17 protein-coding genes are annotated in these 17,725 nt (G+C 29.6%); 4 read left to right on the top strand and 13 right to left on the bottom strand.

What is annotated here, in order from left to right; all coding sequences use genetic code 11:
* Window positions 1-14 precede the first annotated feature (14 nt).
* From CNEONATNEC86_RS07510 to CNEONATNEC86_RS07480, 8 genes are all read right to left on the bottom strand, one after another.
* Window positions 15-668 (bottom strand): hypothetical protein, encoded by a 654-nt coding sequence (locus CNEONATNEC86_RS07510; RefSeq protein ID WP_159135796.1) that lies wholly within the window; start codon window positions 666-668, stop codon window positions 15-17.
* Window positions 669-725: 57 nt separating this feature from the next.
* Window positions 726-1,259, bottom strand: a complete 534-nt coding sequence (locus tag CNEONATNEC86_RS07505; protein ID WP_159135795.1) for a GNAT family N-acetyltransferase — start codon at window positions 1,257-1,259, stop codon at window positions 726-728.
* A gap of 310 nt (window positions 1,260-1,569) precedes the next feature.
* Complete coding sequence (locus tag CNEONATNEC86_RS07500; protein ID WP_159135794.1) at window positions 1,570-2,400, bottom strand: glycoside hydrolase family 19 protein; 831 nt, start codon at window positions 2,398-2,400, stop codon at window positions 1,570-1,572.
* Between the two features lie 319 nt (window positions 2,401-2,719).
* Entirely contained in the window at window positions 2,720-3,283 is a 564-nt protein-coding gene (locus CNEONATNEC86_RS07495) for an MBL fold metallo-hydrolase (RefSeq protein WP_276508211.1), read from the bottom strand.
* An 18-nt stretch (window positions 3,284-3,301) separates the two neighbouring features.
* Window positions 3,302-3,424 (bottom strand): hypothetical protein, encoded by a 123-nt coding sequence (locus tag CNEONATNEC86_RS21800; protein ID WP_276508210.1) that lies wholly within the window; start codon window positions 3,422-3,424, stop codon window positions 3,302-3,304.
* Between the two features lie 269 nt (window positions 3,425-3,693).
* Window positions 3,694-5,367: a hydroxylamine reductase gene (hcp, locus tag CNEONATNEC86_RS07490; protein WP_200848511.1), complete on the bottom strand. Its 1,674-nt coding sequence runs from the start codon at window positions 5,365-5,367 to the stop codon at window positions 3,694-3,696.
* A 480-nt stretch (window positions 5,368-5,847) separates the two neighbouring features.
* Window positions 5,848-6,342 carry a peptidoglycan recognition protein family protein gene (locus tag CNEONATNEC86_RS07485; protein ID WP_058294624.1) on the bottom strand — a complete coding sequence of 165 codons (495 nt, stop codon included), beginning with the start codon at window positions 6,340-6,342 and terminating at the stop codon, window positions 5,848-5,850.
* Window positions 6,343-7,020: 678 nt separating this feature from the next.
* A complete protein-coding gene (locus CNEONATNEC86_RS07480) occupies window positions 7,021-7,209 on the bottom strand; it encodes a hypothetical protein (protein ID WP_058294623.1) in 189 nt (62 codons plus the stop codon).
* A gap of 156 nt (window positions 7,210-7,365) precedes the next feature.
* Between CNEONATNEC86_RS07480 and CNEONATNEC86_RS07475 the strand changes: the two genes are divergently transcribed.
* Window positions 7,366-7,731 (top strand): MerR family transcriptional regulator, encoded by a 366-nt coding sequence (locus CNEONATNEC86_RS07475; RefSeq protein ID WP_125148797.1) that lies wholly within the window; start codon window positions 7,366-7,368, stop codon window positions 7,729-7,731.
* Window positions 7,732-7,853: 122 nt separating this feature from the next.
* Here CNEONATNEC86_RS07475 and serS read toward each other — a convergent pair whose 3' ends face one another.
* Complete coding sequence (gene serS / locus CNEONATNEC86_RS07470) at window positions 7,854-9,134, bottom strand: serine--tRNA ligase (protein WP_058294620.1); 1,281 nt, start codon at window positions 9,132-9,134, stop codon at window positions 7,854-7,856.
* A gap of 591 nt (window positions 9,135-9,725) precedes the next feature.
* On the opposite strand from serS, the gene CNEONATNEC86_RS07465 reads away from it, so the two are divergent.
* From CNEONATNEC86_RS07465 to CNEONATNEC86_RS07455, 3 genes are all read left to right on the top strand, one after another.
* On the top strand, window positions 9,726-10,352 hold the full coding sequence (locus tag CNEONATNEC86_RS07465) for a DUF47 domain-containing protein (protein WP_058294619.1): 627 nt from the start codon (window positions 9,726-9,728) through the stop codon (window positions 10,350-10,352).
* Complete coding sequence (locus CNEONATNEC86_RS07460; protein ID WP_125148795.1) at window positions 10,345-11,343, top strand: inorganic phosphate transporter; 999 nt, start codon at window positions 10,345-10,347, stop codon at window positions 11,341-11,343. Before CNEONATNEC86_RS07465 ends, CNEONATNEC86_RS07460 begins: the two co-directional genes overlap by 8 nt.
* 185 nt (window positions 11,344-11,528) lie before the next feature.
* A complete protein-coding gene (locus CNEONATNEC86_RS07455; protein ID WP_159115980.1) occupies window positions 11,529-12,746 on the top strand; it encodes an IS701 family transposase in 1,218 nt (405 codons plus the stop codon).
* Window positions 12,747-12,944: 198 nt separating this feature from the next.
* Here CNEONATNEC86_RS07455 and CNEONATNEC86_RS07450 read toward each other — a convergent pair whose 3' ends face one another.
* From CNEONATNEC86_RS07450 to glpK, 4 genes are all read right to left on the bottom strand, one after another.
* Window positions 12,945-13,292, bottom strand: coding sequence for a DUF1667 domain-containing protein (locus CNEONATNEC86_RS07450; RefSeq protein WP_058294617.1), 348 nt, complete (start codon window positions 13,290-13,292; stop codon window positions 12,945-12,947).
* Between the two features lies 1 nt (window position 13,293).
* Entirely contained in the window at window positions 13,294-14,574 is a 1,281-nt protein-coding gene (locus CNEONATNEC86_RS07445) for an NAD(P)/FAD-dependent oxidoreductase (protein WP_125148794.1), read from the bottom strand.
* Window positions 14,575-14,587: 13 nt separating this feature from the next.
* Window positions 14,588-16,015 carry an NAD(P)/FAD-dependent oxidoreductase gene (locus tag CNEONATNEC86_RS07440; protein ID WP_125148945.1) on the bottom strand — a complete coding sequence of 476 codons (1,428 nt, stop codon included), beginning with the start codon at window positions 16,013-16,015 and terminating at the stop codon, window positions 14,588-14,590.
* A 150-nt stretch (window positions 16,016-16,165) separates the two neighbouring features.
* Complete coding sequence (gene glpK, locus CNEONATNEC86_RS07435; RefSeq protein ID WP_058294614.1) at window positions 16,166-17,665, bottom strand: glycerol kinase GlpK; 1,500 nt, start codon at window positions 17,663-17,665, stop codon at window positions 16,166-16,168.
* Between the last annotated feature and the right edge of the window lie 60 nt (window positions 17,666-17,725).

Raw genomic sequence — 17,725 nt, 5'->3', positions numbered from 1 at the left:
TAAACTAAATCTTTCTATACTAATTTAAAGTGTTTAATAATTTGATTATATCTATCTTCTAAATTGCTATTTTCTTTTCTAATAAAACATTTAAATCCACTATTCAAAAAATCATTATAGTGCTCTAAACTATTTACTTTTTTAATGCATTTCTTAAAATTCTCTAAATTTAGTTCTGGATTTTCTGTTTTCATTATTTGATCAAGAATAAATAATTTGTCTGGATCTTTTCTATTAAAAAATTCATCTACAGACATACACTGTGGTGATAATAAGATACCCACATGATTATAATCTGATATTTTATGTAAAATATCCACTGGAATATTAGTATCAACAACAACCTTCTGATTTTTTGATAATTCTATTAAATCTTCAATTTCAAAAGGAGTAATTTCAACTTGTCCACCTGCAATCCATGCATCATACTCTTCTGGTGTTCGAGATACATATTCCTCCCAACTTTTCATAGTTTTAAAATAACATAAATTGGGGTATTCTTTAGGTTTTACTTTTCTTAGAACTTTATCAAGATTATAATTTTCACCACAAAAATAAAGACCTAATCTATCTGATATCATTTTTACAATAGTTGATTTACCAGCATAAGCAGTACCATTGATAAAATAAACATTATTTAATTTATATTTTATTTCTTCATAATTCATAAATCACTCTCCAATTCAAATTACAACTTTTCAATCTACTTCACTTATTGAAATTTATCAATCACATTCCGATTCTTCACATGAATTTAATATTGCATATACATAAGTATCCCAGTATATAGGATGTCCATTAGCATCTTTATGAAAAGAAACGTTTTTTCTAAAATATGCTTCACGATTCATACCAATTTTCTCCATAACCTTCCATGAAGGTATGTTTTGAGGAGCACATTCTGCATAAATACGATGAATACCTTTATTAAACATATATTCTATTACCGCTTTGCTGGCCTCACTTCCATATCCCTTATTCTGATAGTTCTCATTTAAAACATATCCAAGTTCTCTTGCCTTAAAATCCCTTTTTCCTAAATAAATATTTCCAATAACCTTATGTTCTTTTTTCAACTCAATTGCATAGAATTCATCGCTTTGTGATCTGAATTCTATCTCTTTTTTCTCCTTCTCTAAAGTAAAATCTGGATATGACTCAAATTCTGCATTAACTCGCTGCATCATATATTCGCATAAATCCTTCTCGTCACTCAATTCAAAATTACGAATAATCAAATCCTTTATCTCAATTTTCATTTATATATTCTCCCTTATCAGTTAAATTTGCGTTTCAATTTAAAATTAACATTTCTAACAAATTACATAATTACATTATAATTCTATTAAAGTGTGTTGTACATCATTATATAAATGAGAAAGTTAATGTACCTTTTACTTTCCTCTAATAAAAATATGGTCTTCTTCATAATAAACATTTTTATTATTTTAAATGTCCATTATAAAGAAGACCACATCAAACTACATACTGCTTCTAGTTGTTTTCTAAATTTTATAGTTCATATTAATTTGCATATACTCTTTCTAGCTATAAATATTATAACAGATTCTATTTAAATATATTGCAGCATAAGTCATAATAACGTTGCCTGTCAGCCAATCCATTAGTCCCGCCATTAACTTTTTTAGTTATGGTTATGCAGTCTGCTCCTTTATCACATACAGTATTCATGTTGTTTTTATACCACCAAAACCCTGCACTAGTCCATGGATAATTATCAGCAACATAGTCTACACCTTTCATAACAAATTGGTCTGGTAAATAGTTTGCTAGAGCTTGATAATTAGAACGTCCAGTTAACTGTAAATAGCCTGCACCTTTATACTTTTTTCCATCACCTGTTTGTGCATTTCCTAAATCTCTTCTTCCTTCATAAGCCTGTCCCGAAGCTAATTCTTTCGTATAAATTCCACAAGCACTCTCATGGCTGCACTGACTTATAAAATGTCTTATCCTTTCTGGTGTATTAATATTAAATTTTTGTAGACAGTTATTTAAATCTTTCACTACAAAATCACTTACATTTTTCCATCCAACAGCATTTAATTGCTCCTTAGTAACTAAGCTATCTTTTATCCATACACCATTTGAATTGAATTTATAGGACTTGCCATCTATTATATAAGCACCATCTACATACATTTCTCCCTGATGCCCATTAGATTTCTCCTCAAGATAATACCATTCTCCTTTATCCTGTAACCAGCCTTTCTGCATTACACCATCTTTATTTAAATAAAACCATCTACTTTCTACTTGAGCCCATCCTATAGCCATAGTTCCATTAGGATATAAATAGTACCAATTATTCTCTACTTGCTGCCATCCTTTTAACAGTTTTCCATCTTCCTCTAAGCACCATTTCCATACTTTAGACATAACTCTCTCCTCCTTGTTACATAATATGAAAAATATATTAATTATGTTCTTTAAAACAAAGATAAGCAGCCACTAAAGCTACAATAATTGATGTTTATCAACTATATCTTTACTAAAAAAGAATACTGTAATCATTATGTAAATTTCGAGATAGCTCATATCTAATGCTACAAATAATATAGTTTGTATTAGGATGATGCTTTTACATTTTCAATTAGAGATCGTGTATAAGTTCTTCTAGTGCTGATGTTCCGTCAGATATAATAGAATTAGTCTGTAAATCTATCTTATTAATTGGAATTCACCTCTTTAAAATTAATCAAACTAAAATATGTGGAACATTAAACCCTTCATTTTCAGCTACTTCAATGAAATTTTCCCCATCAATATGTATGCAATAAACATTTTTCCTTAGTTCTCTTGGAACCTTTTCACATAATACCCTTAGTGAAGTATGAACATTACCTTCACAATCATTTAAGCATGTATCATGATATACTATATTACCGTCTTTTAAAAATGGTACAATATCAAAATTTGTTTCATATGTATCACTACTATAAAAAATATCATTACCTTCATCAAATTTTAGTGTATAAGAATAGGTGTTAATTCTTTTATTATGTTTAGTTAGTGATGCTGAAAATTCTAGCCCTAATTTATCTATTTTGACATTTTTACAATCATCAATTATAAAGCTTTCTCCTTCACACATAGATGTTAATTCTAAGAACTGTTTTAAAACACTTTTCTCATGGAAATATATTTTACTGCATATATGATATTTCCAAAAACAAAATCCAACAAAACTGCTTAGTGATCCCACATGATCACCATGCATATGAGTAATAAGTATGCGTATTTCCTTTATGCCATCAATCAAGTTAGTTTCAATAATTCTTTAAAAAACGCCCTCTCCGCAATCAATTAAAAGAAGAACTTCATTCTTTATAATGTATGCACTTGTATTTCCTTCTTTCACATTATATCCAGAGCCTCTTCCTATAAATTTCAGTTTGTTCATTTCTAATACTCCTTTCTATTACATATGCTATTTAATTAAAATACTTCATTTAATTAATTTATAAACGTATATTCTATATAATTATCGTTGTATTATACCATTTCACTTTAATTTTTCAGATAATATTTAATTTTAGTTATATATTATATTTTAACTAAGTTTATATGAATAAAATCTTTTGTTTTACTCTTTCGTTTATTAACTTTTAGTATAAAAAAGCATTATCAGATATTTTTATTTATCTAATAATGCTATTATTCTTCATTATTTTAAATTTCTTGTTTTAGACATGATTTTAAATCATCATCTGGTATACTTATTGGCTTTAAGTCAAATGTATCAACTAAATATTGAAGAACATTTGGACTAAAGAATGCTGGAAGTGATGGTCCTATATACATCCCCTTTATTCCTAAGGATAATAGTGCAAGCAAATCTGCAACAGCTTTTTGTTCATACCATGATAATATTATAGAAAGTGGTAAGCTGTTTACATCAGTTTCAAATGCATCTGCAAGTACTGTTGCTATTCTCACTGCAGAATATACATCATTACATTGACCAACATCAAGAAGTCTTGGAAGCCCTGCAACTTCCCCAAAATTAATCTTATTAAATCTATATTTGCCACATGCAAGTGTTAAGATAATACAGTCTTCTGGAACCTTAGTAGCAAATTCAGTATAATAATTTCTTCCTGGCCTAGCACCATCACATCCACCTATTACAAAGAAGTGCCTTATTTTGCCGTCTTTAACTGCACTAACAATTTCTTCTGCATGACTTAATGTTGCATGATGACCAAAACCTACAAGTATTTCATGTGGCTCTTGATCTTCCTTAAATCCTCCAAGTTCTAAAGCTTTTTCTATTATTGGAGTAAAATCTTTCTGACCATTTTCATTTTTGCCTATAAATTGCACTCCGTCCCATCCCACTACATTGGTGGTAAATATTCTATCTTTGTAAGAATCTCTTGGCTTCATCAGACAGTTTGTAGTCATTAAAATACATCCTGGAATGTTGTCAAATTCTTTCTGTTGGTCCTGCCATGCTCCTCCATAGTTTCCTACAAGATGCTTATATTTTTTTAGTTCAGGATATCCATGACAAGGTAACATTTCTCCATGAGTATATATATTTATGCCCTTACCTTCTGTCTGCTCAAGAATCATCTCCAAATCCTTCAAATCATGTCCTGAGACTATTATAAAAGGACCTTTTTTAATATGTACATTAACCTTATGAGGTTCTGGATTTTTATAAACAGTAGTATTAGCTTCATCTAATTTTTTCATTACAGCAATGCTCATTTCACCTGTTCTCATAGTCCATCTTATAAGGTCTTCAACAGTTAAATTGTCATCACATACTGCTTCAAGAGCCCTCACATAAAAGTTATCAACTTCATCATCATAATATCCAAGTTCCCTTGCCTGATGTCCATATGCACTTATTCCTTTTAATCCATATACTATAGTCTGCCTTAGTGAACGTATGTCAGGGTCTAACTCTTTATCATACATAATTCCTGCTATTTTTGAATCCTTAAGCATCTCAGACTTGCTGTCGCTTAGGGTATATGTAACATGCGCAGTATCATTTTTAATTTTTCCAACTTTCTTTTTTAATTCATCTTTTATTTTTTGAGACTGTTTGAGCATTTCAACATGAACATCAGCATCAAAATTGACATTTGTAAGTGTTGTAAATAAGCTGTTTTCAATAAAACTAACTATTGATTTATCTACATTTTCACCTTTATTAATTATTTCATTTGCATAGCAACTTATTCCTTTTATCTGAAATATCAATAAATCCTGAAGGTTTGCAACTTCTGGTGTTTTGCCGCATACGCCAAGCTTAGTGCACCCTTTTCCCCCTGCTGTTTGCTCACACTGATAACAAAACATTGGATATTCAATATCCATATTATTTCCCATAACTATTTCCACTCCTATCTTTATTTTTATGTTCTTCTTTATTAAAGCATTAGAAATCACCAACATAGCCTAATACCATAATTAATAATTATTATAACTAATTGTTTAGGCTATTAATTCAGATATATAAATTCTTTTGCTATTTCTATATTTCCTTAATTTAATTCAGTTTATTCAATATTTTAATTGGTTAAAGAACTCTAATTAATAAGTTTTGTTTTAACTAGAGTATGTGAATTATCAGTCTCATAAGTACATGTAATTAATTTCATTATCTTGTCACCCTTATTAAGATTAACATCTCTTTTGAATACTGAACGTGCTTCACATACTTTTATATAATCTAACAATTTTTCACATGCGTAATGATTAATGTCTATTGTCTTGGCATCGCATCAACTACATAAATAGATGGATTATTATTTGCATAGCTATGGAGATAATATTTATTATAAGAATGTTGTGTTATAGAATAATTTATTATACTGTTATCAAAGCCTTTATCATTTTATGAAAAGTACTAGATAAACTTTCTCTAAATTTATTCATATCAAAATTGTATCCTGGGCAACTTTTATTTACGCCTTCAACTTCCCTATGACCTATAACTTTATCTATTGGTATACTATATTTATTCATAAATATTTTACATAGTCTATACAAGGATTTTCTTTGTTCTTCTGAAGGATAATTCAAATCAAAATTTCCTGACATACAAATTCCTATTGATATATTATTCAGCCCTTTAGTATGAGCTCCTACATGCATTCCTCTTCCTTCTATTATTCGTCCATCCTCTTCTATAAAATAGTTATATCCAATCCCTTTCCATCCCAAGGATTTATGGTATTCATGAGTTTTATAAACATCCCATCCTATTTCTCCAGTATGATGAATAACTATATAGCTTGGATTTTTTAAGATTTCAAGGTCGCCATCAAATTTAAGCATAGCTTTTTTAATATATTTCTTCATTAAGCCTCCATACACCATATTTAAATACTTTATAAATATATTATGCTTGCTAAGATAATTTGGAGTTGATTTTTTATCAATTTTCCCTAACTATAGTTTTTCCATTGCCCCCTCTTGTTTCTGCTATAAGATCAACAACATACGCTATTTGCCATTGGAGGTTTAAAAAATGTGGATAAATATATAATAATTGGATACCCCCCCCTAATTAGGGTGAGTATGCTACAAGCCTATAATCCTCTTATCTTGCTCATCATGAATATAGTTCCATGTTTTATGAGTGAAAGTCAATGTTGATGCATCAGTATATTCTGCTTCAATAAAAGCTGAAATTATAACATATTTCTTAGAATTAATTTCAGCATAACTAGTGTTATATTGTTAATTTGAATATCACTTGAATTTCTATTTCAAAATCGCATTTATTTTTATTCTCTTTTTTTAATCTCATTTTCAATATTATTGCCATAGGTATAAACAGTAGTAATGATAAAGCATTTATATTTGCTGATCATTTTTAAATTAGGATAAAAAAAGATATGTAATGCAAGCCCGTTATGCATTACGTATCTTTTTATTTTAATATCTCACTTAATTTCAGCTAAATAAGTAAATTCTTAAGAATATGAATTCTAAAATTCTTAAAAATTTAGGAATTTTAGAATTTTTATACTTTAATTAATTATTACCATTAGATACCCAATTATGATTTTGCCTATAATTAACTACAACTGCTTTTTTCATATGTTCATTTAATTTTCTCATATACACAATTAATGTACAAATCTCACTAATCATTGCTAATAAAAGAGAAATACCTGTGATACATATTAATTTAAATATTGTTATATAAAGCTCATTTACCATGACTAACCCTCCAAAATAATGTCTTTATTAAATCTATTTCCAAAACATTATTTTCTAATCACTTTATAATAACTTTCACCTATTTATTTTCAATTTCAATGCCAGCTAGCTTCATTAAATACACAACATTTTTTGTATTTGAAACTCAAGTTTTCAATGACTTATTCAATTGGTGAATTTTCAAAACTAACAAATTTAAGCATTTATACATTACGCTATTATGAACAAGAACAATTAATAACTCCTAATCGAAAAAGTAATGAAAGAAGATATTATACTGAGGATAATCTAAGATGGATAGAATTCATTCACCGATTAAAAGATACTGGCATGCCTATAAAAGATATTCAGCAATATGCAAAATTACGTGCCATTGGCAAATCTACTATGAAAACTCAAATGAACATGTTAATAGAACACAAATCTTTTCTTGAATCTCAAATTAATACTCTTAATAACCACATGAAAAAGCTAAATGATAAAATAGATTACTATGCATCTGAAATAAATAATAATGAATAAACTATTTTTTCTTTCTAAAAAAGGAACCATATCAGATTAGAATTTGCATATTCCTCTGATATGGTTCCTAATTTAATGTACAAATGCCATTAAAAACGAAATGTCTAAATTTTATTTTCTTCTTACTTTAAAATACTTTTTCCACCCATATATGGTCTTAATGCTTCTGGAATATTTACAGTTCCATCTTCATTTAAGTTATTTTCTAAAAATGCTATAAGCATTCTTGGTGGTGCTACTACTGTATTATTTAATGTATGAGGGAAATATTTCTTTCCATCTTCACCATTTATACGTATTTTAAGTCTTCTAGCTTGAGCATCTGAAAGATTTGAACAGCTTCCAACTTCAAAATATTTCTTTTGTCTTGGTGACCATGCTTCAACGTCAATTGACTTAACCTTTAAATCTGCTAAGTCACCAGAACAACATTCAAGTGTTCTTACTGGTATATCTAATGAACGGAATAAATCAACAGTGTTCTTCCAAAGTTTTTCAAACCATTCTTTGCTTTCTTCTGGCTTACATACAACTATCATTTCTTGCTTTTCAAATTGATGTATTCTATAAACTCCTCTTTCTTCGATTCCATGAGCACCTTTTTCTTTTCTAAAGCAAGGTGAATAACTTGTTAAAGTTTGAGGAAGAGTTTTTTCATCAAGAATTGTATCTATAAATTTACCTATCATTGAGTGTTCACTTGTTCCAATTAAGTATAAATCTTCACCTTCAATTTTGTACATCATTGAATCCATTTCTTCAAAGCTCATAACGCCAGTAACTACGCTACTTCTTATCATAAATGGAGGTACACAGTATGTAAATCCTCTATCTATCATAAAGTCTCTTGCATATGAAATTACAGCCGAATGAAGTCTTGCTATGTCTCCCATTAAATAATAGAATCCATTACCTGCAACTTTTCTTGCACTATCAAGATCTATTCCATTGAATTTTTCCATAATTTCTGTATGATATGGTACTTCAAAGTCAGGAACTTTAGGTTCCCCAAATTTTTCAACTTCAACATTTTCACTATCATCTTTACCTATTGGAACTGAAGGATCGATGATGTTTGGTATCTTCATCATTCTTTCTTTTACTTCTTCTTGAAGTCTGCTTTCATCTGCTTCAAGTTTTGCTAATGTTTCTGCATCTTTATTTACTTGTTCTTTAAGTTTTTCAGCTTCATCTTTTTTACCTTGAGCCATTAATGCACCGATTTGCTTAGATACTGTTTTTCTGTTTGATCTTAATTTATCTGCTTCTGTTTGCGCTTCTCTAGATTTCTTATCAAGCTCAATTATTTCATCTACAAGTGGTAACTTATAATCTTGAAATTTATTTTTAATATTTTGTTTTACAATTTCAGGATTTTCTCTAACAAATTTTAAATCTAACATAATTCCCTCCAAAATTTCATCTTAAATTCTATTGATTATTTTAGTTTATATAAAAAACGTCCTATTTATAGCTTAAAAGTTATAAATAGGACGAAAAAATCCGCGTTGCCACCTAAATTGCCAGCATATAATATATACCGACCTCTTCAATATGCTATAAAGGGCATAACCCTCTGACTCATCACCAGCAGCTCTAAAAGTGGAAAGACTTACAATAATCACTGATTTGCACCATCCATCAGCTCTCTGAAGACATTAATAAGTCGTAGCTTTTATAAAAACGCCTTATAAAAATATTATATATTAAGTAGTATAGAACTAAATAAAATTTTTTACAAGTACTTTTTTAATTTATTATTTATAAAAGTAAATGTAACAAATACATACCCGAAAAATAGTTTACCTAAACTTAAAAAAATATAATAACTACTAAATCCATATTATTTTCTTCTTAACATGTTCTTAATAATAAAATATTAATCTTAACAACGATTTAATATTTGTAAATAAAGTTGTATAATTTACTAATGAGTAAAAATTTTTTCTATTTTGACATATTTATAAAAATAATAACACCAAAGGAGTGGAATAATGTTTAAATTCAATAATAAGGAAGATAAATTTTACGATATGTTGTCAGAATCTGCTAATACAGTTCATGAATCTGCTAAAATTTTGAGAAGTAGCTTAGATTGTCTTGATAAAAAAGAAGAGCAATTAAAAAAAACAACTGCACTTGAAGATGCAGGTGATGCTTTAGTCCTTACCTTAACCAAGGAATTGGACGAGGCGTTTATTACCCCAATTGACAGAGAAGACATATACGAAATAGTAAAAGAAATGGATAATATACTTGACTGTATTAATTCTATAATGCACCGTTTTATAATGTTTGACATAACAAATGCTACTTCTGAAATCATACAAGCCTCTGATTTTTTGTTAAATATCACCGAAAGTCTTTGTGATTTAATGAATGAAATAAGATTAAATGGATGCAAATCAAAAAATCTTCTTGATAAAATCAGGTATATTTCTTCAATAGAATATGAAGCGGATAAACTCTTCAGAAACGCTGTTGCACTATTATTCAGATACGAAAAAGATCCTATTACTATTATGAAGTTAAAAGAAATATATCAAATTACAGAGAACACAATTGATAATTGTGAAAAAGTCGCCAATATTATAGAGGGAGTTGTGATTAAAAATGCATAGTTCTCTTATGCTTGTTATATTAATAGTTATTTTTGCAGTTATCTTTGATTTTATAAATGGTTTTCATGATACAGCTACTGCAGTAGCTACTTCAATTACAACAAGAGCACTTACTCCTAAAAATGCTATAATCATCTGCTGTATTTTTAATTTTCTTGGTGCTTTTACAGGAACTGCTGTTGCAAAAACTGTAGGTGATAATATTGTAAGTCATACAGTTACCCCTCAGTGGGTTATTATGTGTGTATTAATAGTATCTATAGTATGGAATATACTCACATGGTATTTTGCAGTTCCAAGCAGTTCTTCTCATGCACTTATTGGATCACTTTTAGGCGGTGGAATTGCATATAATAATTCTTTTAGTGTAATAAACTGGTATAACCTCTTTCATAGTGTTGTATTATGGCTTTTTCTTTCACCTGTAATTGGCTTTTTTGTTGGATATATAATAATGAATATATTAAATTTCATTTTAAAAAATTGTAAAAGACACCTCGTTAATAAAATCTTTTTAAAACTGCAAATTTTAGCAGGTGCATTTATGGCTTTTAATCATGGTGGAAATGATGCTCAAAAATCAATGGGAATAATAACAATGTCACTCTTAAGTGGAGGACTAATAAGTTCATTTAAAGTTCCTGTATGGGTAGTATTTTTATGTGCATTATCTTTAGCACTTGGTACTTCCATTGGTGGAAAGAAAATAATCAAAACTATGGGAAGTGGTATGACAAAGCTTACTCCTGTAAATGGCTTTGCTGCACAAACTGGTGCATCACTGGTGATTTTATGTGCGACATTTTTTAAGGCACCTGTAAGTACAACTCATATAATAACTACTACTATTATGGGAGTTGGAGCCTCTAAAAGATTAAAAAGTGTAAAATGGGGAGTAGCCAAAAGCATTGTATGGGCATGGATATTAACTATTCCAATCACTGCAATTTTTTCTGCATTATTCATTTATGCTGTAAAATTATTTCTCTAAATTAATAAAAATCCCATCTTCATTTAACCTTATAAATAAATAACTTGACTTGTGCATTAATTTAAGAAAATTTACCATTGGATTTTTATTGATATTTTACCAGTATAATTTTAAATAAAAAAGTAGCATATAAACCTCAAACATGCTAGATTTATTGTTGCGAAACCAAATCTAAGGAGATTTATATGCTGACAACAATATTAAACCAAAATGAAACAATTATCAACTATATTTCAGAGTTAAATCTGCCATATTCTTCTGCGATAAAGAATCATATGGTAAATATAGTATCTGGAATTATTGTAACAGAAGGAAGCAAAACTATTTCATCTGTTCATAATAAAATTACATGCAATAGAGATCGAAGTACTGGTTCAAGGTTCCTAAGTTCATATTCATGGAATCATGAATATGTTACGCAAGAACGCATATTTCATGCAATATCTGAAATTTCCAACACTTGTGAAGATAGTGATGTTGGATTCCTAATCATTGATGATACCTTAACTAAGAAAAATACTTCAACTAAAAAAATTGAAGGCTTAGATTTTCACAATTCACATGCTGATGGCAATAAACCTAAATGGTCACACTGCTTAGTTACATCGCATTATAAGATTAATGATTATTCTATACCTTTAGATTTTAGACAATATCACCGAAAGGAATCGAGTAAAAAACTATCTAAAAAATTTCTAGATAAAAATGAACTTGCGATGGAACTGATTAATGAATTCACTCCTGTAACTAAAAACAATTATTTACTAGTTGATTCATGGTATACTTCAGCAAAAATTTTGCTTCACGGTTTAATAAATGGTTGTCACACTATAGGGAGAATAAAATCTAACAGAGTAATATATCCGGCTGGCATTAAAACAAATGTCAAAAAGTTTTCTTCATACATTAGGACTAATGAGACTAGCTTAGTTACCGCTAGTAATAACAAGTACTATGTTTATAGATATGAAGGAAAACTTAATGATATTGAGAATGTAGTTGTACTTATAAGCTGGACTAAAAACGATTTATCTGATAATCCAGCATTCATTATAAGTACGGATGTTTCACTCGATAATAAAACCATAATTTCATATTACGAAAAGCGTTGGGATATTGAAGTAAGTTATAGATATCATAAAACAGCTCTTGGTTTTGATGAATTTCAAATTCAATCTTTAAAATCAATACATAGATATTGGAGCATGATATTTTTAACGTATACTTTTCTTGAGATTTTCAGAGTCAAATGTGGAAAATTATATAAATTTAAAAATATTGGAGATGTAATATTACACTTCCGAAACAACTATTTGGTAAAAATGGTTTCTTTTGCACATGAATGTGCAGATAACGGGATTGATTTACAGTCTACTATTGCCAAATTAGGACTAGTAGCTTAAATTTTTCCTATTTACTGCACAAGTCTAGTAAATAATAATAGAGCATAAAACACTAGTCATTTAATCATAACTGGTATTTTATGCTCTATTATTTAATTCAAATTTTTCTGTTGGAATTTCTCTTTTATTAAATAAATCTATTACTCATATTATCCTCTTCTTAAAAACACTTCATCTGAATCAAGAAATCTTATAAGCCTATTTTACATTTTTAGTAGCAACTATATCTACACCTGTCCCAAGTACATTTTCAATTATAACTTGCCCAATTTTAACTGGTGCTTTAACTGTGCATTTATTTATTTCTTCCATGCACTTAAAGTTAAGTGCTTTTGGAATTGGGTTTTTAGTCTTTACTGGAACTACAGGCGAGTCTCCATTTTCAACTTTTACAGTAGAAGTAATAACTCTAACTGGATTAGTAACTTCATTTATTCCATATTCAGCTCCTCTTTCACAGCTATTACCACTAACCTTATTTTCATCTGCATTTACTTTTAAATGACATCCTTTTGGACAACATATACAAATTATTTCCTTTTCCATTTTATTCACCATCCTCTAAAGATATTGTCATATCGCCTTTTACTTTATTTAATAAAACTTTTGGTAGAGTCACTTTTTCCATTTCTGATGGTGCTAAATGTTCTCTTTTGAATTTAGCTATAACTTCGCCGTTGCATTTTACAGTTAAAACTTTATTATGATAAATATTATTTACTCTCATAAATACTGTTAATTTATCATCTACAGCCTCAATATCAACTTTTTGTGGTACTGTATAATTAATATTTTGACCGTTTATTATATTAACATAGCTTTCTTTTTTAAGTTTCCCTTTAATATATTTTGCTGCACAAGCTCCTGCATGTTTAGATTCTTGAGTTACAAAGTCAACTAAATCATGTACATGTACAACATTTCCACAAGCAAATACGCCTTCTAAAGAAGTTTCCATACTTTCTGTAACTTCTAATCCATTAGTTCTTCTATCCCCTTTAATCCCAGCATTACTCGATAGTTCATTTTCTGGAATTAATCCTACTGAAAGAAGTAATGTATCTGCATCAAATTCTATTTCTGTTCCTTTTATAGGTTGTTTATTGCTATCAACTTCAGCTATAATAACTTTTTTTAATCTAGTTTTTCCAACTAAATCTACAACTGTATGAGATAAGTATAATGGAATATCATAGTCATTCAAGCATTGAACAATATTTCTGTTTAATCCATTAGAATATGGGCAAAGCTCAACTACTGCTTTAACTTTAGCACCTTCAAGTGTCATTCTTCTTGCCATTATAAGTCCTATATCACCTGATCCTAATATAACAACTTCCTTGCCTGGCATATAGCCTTCTACATTAATATATCTTTGAGCTGCTCCTGCATTAAATATACCTGAAGGTCTTGCACCAGGAATATTTATAGCTCCTCTTGTTCTTTCTCTACATCCCATTGCAAGTATTAATGCCTTACATGTTAATTCCATATATCCTTCTTCACTATTAATAACATGAACTACCTTATATTTTTCATTAGATTTTTCGTCTATTCCTTCACTTATATCTAGTACCATTGTATCTAATTTTACTTTAATTTCAGTCTCTTCTACTAAATCTATAAATCTAGCTGCATATTCAGGACCTGTAAGCTCTTCTTTAAAAGTATGCAGACCAAATCCATTATGAATACATTGATTTAATATTCCGCCAAGTTCTTTGTCTCTTTCTAAAATCAATATGTTCTTTATTCCATTATTATATGCCTCATATGCTGCAGCAAGTCCTGCTGGTCCTCCACCTACTACTATTAATTCATAATCCATAACCGTACGCCTCCTACTTTGTTTTTCCTAATAAGATATATGAACCATTCTTTTCTTGAACTATATCTTCAAGAGGTACATTACATTCTCTTGATATTATTTCTTGTACCCTAGGTCCACAAAATCCTCCTTGGCATCTACCCATACCAGGTCTGCATCTTCTCTTAATTCCATCTAAAGAAGGTACTCCAAAACATCTATTTATTGCATCGATTATTTCACCTTCAGTTATGCTCTCACATCTACAAATCATTCTTCCATAGTGTGGATTTTTCTTTATTAATTCTGCCTTTTCTTCTGGTGAAAGGTCCATGAAGTGAATTTGTTCTCTTTTTCCTATGAAATTTTCTTTTTTCTTCAATTCACACCCGCTATTTTTTAGAATTTCAACTACATCAACTGCTATAGCTGGTGCTGATGTAAGTCCTGGGGACTTCATTCCTACAACGTCAATGAATCCTTTAACTTCATCATTTTCTTCTACAATGAAATCGTTGCGATCTGAATTTGCTCTAAGTCCTGCAAAGTTTCTTATACTATCTCTAAAGTTAATCTTTTCTGTAGTAAGACCTGATGTTTCTCTCACAAAATTTAAGCCATCACTAGTAGTATTTAAATCTTCTTTATCAGAAATATCCCTTGCATCTGGTCCAACTAATAAGTTTCCATGAACAGTTGGGGTAACTAAAATACCTTTCCCCATTTTTGATGGACATTGAAAAATTGTATGGCTTACTAGATCACCTTGTTTTTTATCTAAAACAAAATATTGACCACTTCTTGGAATTATCTTGAAGCTTTCTTTACAGATTAAGTTATGAATTTCCTCTCCATAAAGTCCAGCTGCATTAATAACATATTTTGCTTCTATGACTTCTCCATCTTTAGTAGAAATCTTAAATGTATTATTCTTTTCAATTCCTGTAACTTCTTTATTTAACTTTATTTCTCCACCATTTGTTACTCCATTTTCAGCCAACGCTATTGTATATTCAAATGGACCAACTATTCCTCCTGTTGGAGCATATAAAGCACCTAATATGTTCTCACTTAAATTGGGTTCTTTTTCCAAAACCTCTTCTCTGCTTAATATTTGAAGACCTCTTACTTTATTTTTAACACCATTTTCATATAAATTCTTTACAGTTTCCATATCTTCTTCTGTAAATGCTAGGATTAAAGATCCATTCCTTTTAAATGGAACACAAAGTTCCCTGCATAAATCTTCAAACATTTCATTTCCTTTGACATTGTACTTTGCCATTAATGTTCCTTCTTTGGGATCATAGCCAGCATGTACTATTGCTGAATTTGCTTTTGACGTACCCATTGATACATCATTTTCTTTCTCTAGCATAAGTACTTTCAAATCATATTTTGTTAATTCTCTAAAAATTGAGCTTCCAATAACTCCTGCACCAATTATTGCCACATCATACATCATATTTCCTCCTTAATCATAGCAAAAAGAGCCAAGCAAAAACAAAGGTATGTATACCTATATTTTATGCCTGACTCTATATTCTCTCAGCATTAATATTTATTTATATACTAATTATATCATGTAAATGTATACTTGTCTATATTTCCTTTAATTTTCTTCCCAGCCTTTTGCTCTTTCAACAGCTTTCTTCCATCCTCTATAAAGCTTTTCTTTTTTATCTTCATCTAAATTCGGAGTGTAAGTTTGACTCACTGACCATTTTGTTGCAATTTCCTCTTTAGATTCCCAGAAACCAACTGCAAGTCCTGCTAAATAAGCAGCACCAAGAGCTGTTGTTTCAGTTATTATTGGTCTAACAACTTCTGAACCTGTTATATCTGCTTGGAATTGCATTAATAAGTTATTTCTACTTGCTCCGCCATCAACCTTAAGGCTTGTAAGCTTGCATCCTGAATCTTCTTCCATTGCATCAATTAAATCTCTTGATTGATAAGCTATAGATTCAAGTGCTGCTCTTATGATATGATTTCTATTAGCTCCTCTTGTTAATCCAAATATAGCACCTCTAGCATACATATCCCAATGTGGAGCCCCAAGTCCAGTAAATGCTGGGACAATATATACTCCGCCATTATCTTCAACTTTCTTTGCAAAATATTCAGTATCTGCTGCATCATCAACTAATTGAAGTTCATCTCTAATCCATTGAATTACAGCTCCTCCTACAAAAACAGAACCTTCTAAAGCATATTCTACTTTGTTATCAATTCCAATAGCAATAGTTGTTACTAATCCATTTTTACTTTGTATCATTTTGTCTCCAGTATTCATTAATAAGAAACATCCTGTACCATAAGTATTTTTAGAACTTCCTGGTTCAAAACAAGTTTGTCCAAATAAAGCACATTGTTGATCTCCTGCCATACCTGCTATTGGAACTCTAATTCCACCTGTTCCTCCAAGGTTTGTATATCCATAAACTTCAGATGAATTTTTTACTTCTGGTAACATTGATTTCGGAATCTCAAGTTTTTCTAGTATTTTTTCATCCCATCTTAATTCCTTAATATTATAAAGCATAGTTCTAGAAGCATTTGTATAATCAGTTACATGAACTTTACCATTAGTAAGCTTCCATACAAGCCATGTATCTACTGTACCAAATAATAATTCTCCTTTTTCGGCTCTTTCTCTTGCACCTTCAACATTGTCTAAAATCCATTTAATTTTAGTTGCTGAGAAATATGCATCTAATAATAAGCCTGTATTTTCCTTTACATATGCAGAAAACTCATCATCTTCTTTTAATTCATCAACTATTTCCGCTGTTCTTCTACATTGCCATACTATTGCATTATATACAGGCTCTCCCGTATTCTTATCCCAAACTATTGTAGTTTCTCTTTGATTTGTAATGCCTATGGCTGCTATATCTTCAGGTGTTATATTAGCTTTTGCTATTACTTCTTGTAAAACAGCATATTGACTTGCCCAAATTTCTAATGGATTATGTTCTACCCATCCTGCCTTTGGATAAATTTGTGTGAATTCCTTTTGGCTTAAATTTAAAATGTTTTGTTCCTTATCGAATATTATTGCTCTTGAGCTTGTAGTTCCTTGATCTAACGCTATTATATATTTTCCCATTTATATGACACCTACCCTTTCAGATTTAATAAAAATAATATTTATGATAATTTTATTGTA

Source organism: Clostridium neonatale, from assembly GCF_900465025.1.
Taxonomy (GTDB): Bacteria; Bacillota; Clostridia; order Clostridiales; family Clostridiaceae; genus Clostridium; species Clostridium neonatale.
This window is presented reverse-complemented; position numbering and strand designations above follow the sequence as displayed.

Excerpts from the sequence above, each read along its gene's own strand:
- CNEONATNEC86_RS07510 (WP_159135796.1), bottom strand. The coding sequence starts at position 668 with ATGAATTATGAAGAAATAAAATATAAATTAAATAATGTTTATTTTATC.
- CNEONATNEC86_RS07505 (WP_159135795.1), bottom strand. The coding sequence starts at position 1,259 with ATGAAAATTGAGATAAAGGATTTGATTATTCGTAATTTTGAATTGAGT.
- CNEONATNEC86_RS07500 (WP_159135794.1), bottom strand. The coding sequence starts at position 2,400 with ATGTCTAAAGTATGGAAATGGTGCTTAGAGGAAGATGGAAAACTGTTA.
- CNEONATNEC86_RS21800 (WP_276508210.1), bottom strand. The coding sequence starts at position 3,424 with ATGAACAAACTGAAATTTATAGGAAGAGGCTCTGGATATAATGTGAAA.
- hcp (WP_200848511.1), bottom strand. The coding sequence starts at position 5,367 with ATGGGAAATAATATGGATATTGAATATCCAATGTTTTGTTATCAGTGT.
- CNEONATNEC86_RS07485 (WP_058294624.1), bottom strand. The coding sequence starts at position 6,342 with ATGAAGAAATATATTAAAAAAGCTATGCTTAAATTTGATGGCGACCTT.
- CNEONATNEC86_RS07480 (WP_058294623.1), bottom strand. The coding sequence starts at position 7,209 with ATGGTAAATGAGCTTTATATAACAATATTTAAATTAATATGTATCACA.
- CNEONATNEC86_RS07475 (WP_125148797.1), top strand. The coding sequence starts at position 7,366 with ATGACTTATTCAATTGGTGAATTTTCAAAACTAACAAATTTAAGCATT.
- serS (WP_058294620.1), bottom strand. The coding sequence starts at position 9,134 with ATGTTAGATTTAAAATTTGTTAGAGAAAATCCTGAAATTGTAAAACAA.
- CNEONATNEC86_RS07465 (WP_058294619.1), top strand. The coding sequence starts at position 9,726 with ATGTTTAAATTCAATAATAAGGAAGATAAATTTTACGATATGTTGTCA.
- CNEONATNEC86_RS07460 (WP_125148795.1), top strand. The coding sequence starts at position 10,345 with ATGCATAGTTCTCTTATGCTTGTTATATTAATAGTTATTTTTGCAGTT.
- CNEONATNEC86_RS07455 (WP_159115980.1), top strand. The coding sequence starts at position 11,529 with ATGCTGACAACAATATTAAACCAAAATGAAACAATTATCAACTATATT.
- CNEONATNEC86_RS07450 (WP_058294617.1), bottom strand. The coding sequence starts at position 13,292 with ATGGAAAAGGAAATAATTTGTATATGTTGTCCAAAAGGATGTCATTTA.
- CNEONATNEC86_RS07445 (WP_125148794.1), bottom strand. The coding sequence starts at position 14,574 with ATGGATTATGAATTAATAGTAGTAGGTGGAGGACCAGCAGGACTTGCT.
- CNEONATNEC86_RS07440 (WP_125148945.1), bottom strand. The coding sequence starts at position 16,015 with ATGTATGATGTGGCAATAATTGGTGCAGGAGTTATTGGAAGCTCAATT.
- glpK (WP_058294614.1), bottom strand. The coding sequence starts at position 17,665 with ATGGGAAAATATATAATAGCGTTAGATCAAGGAACTACAAGCTCAAGA.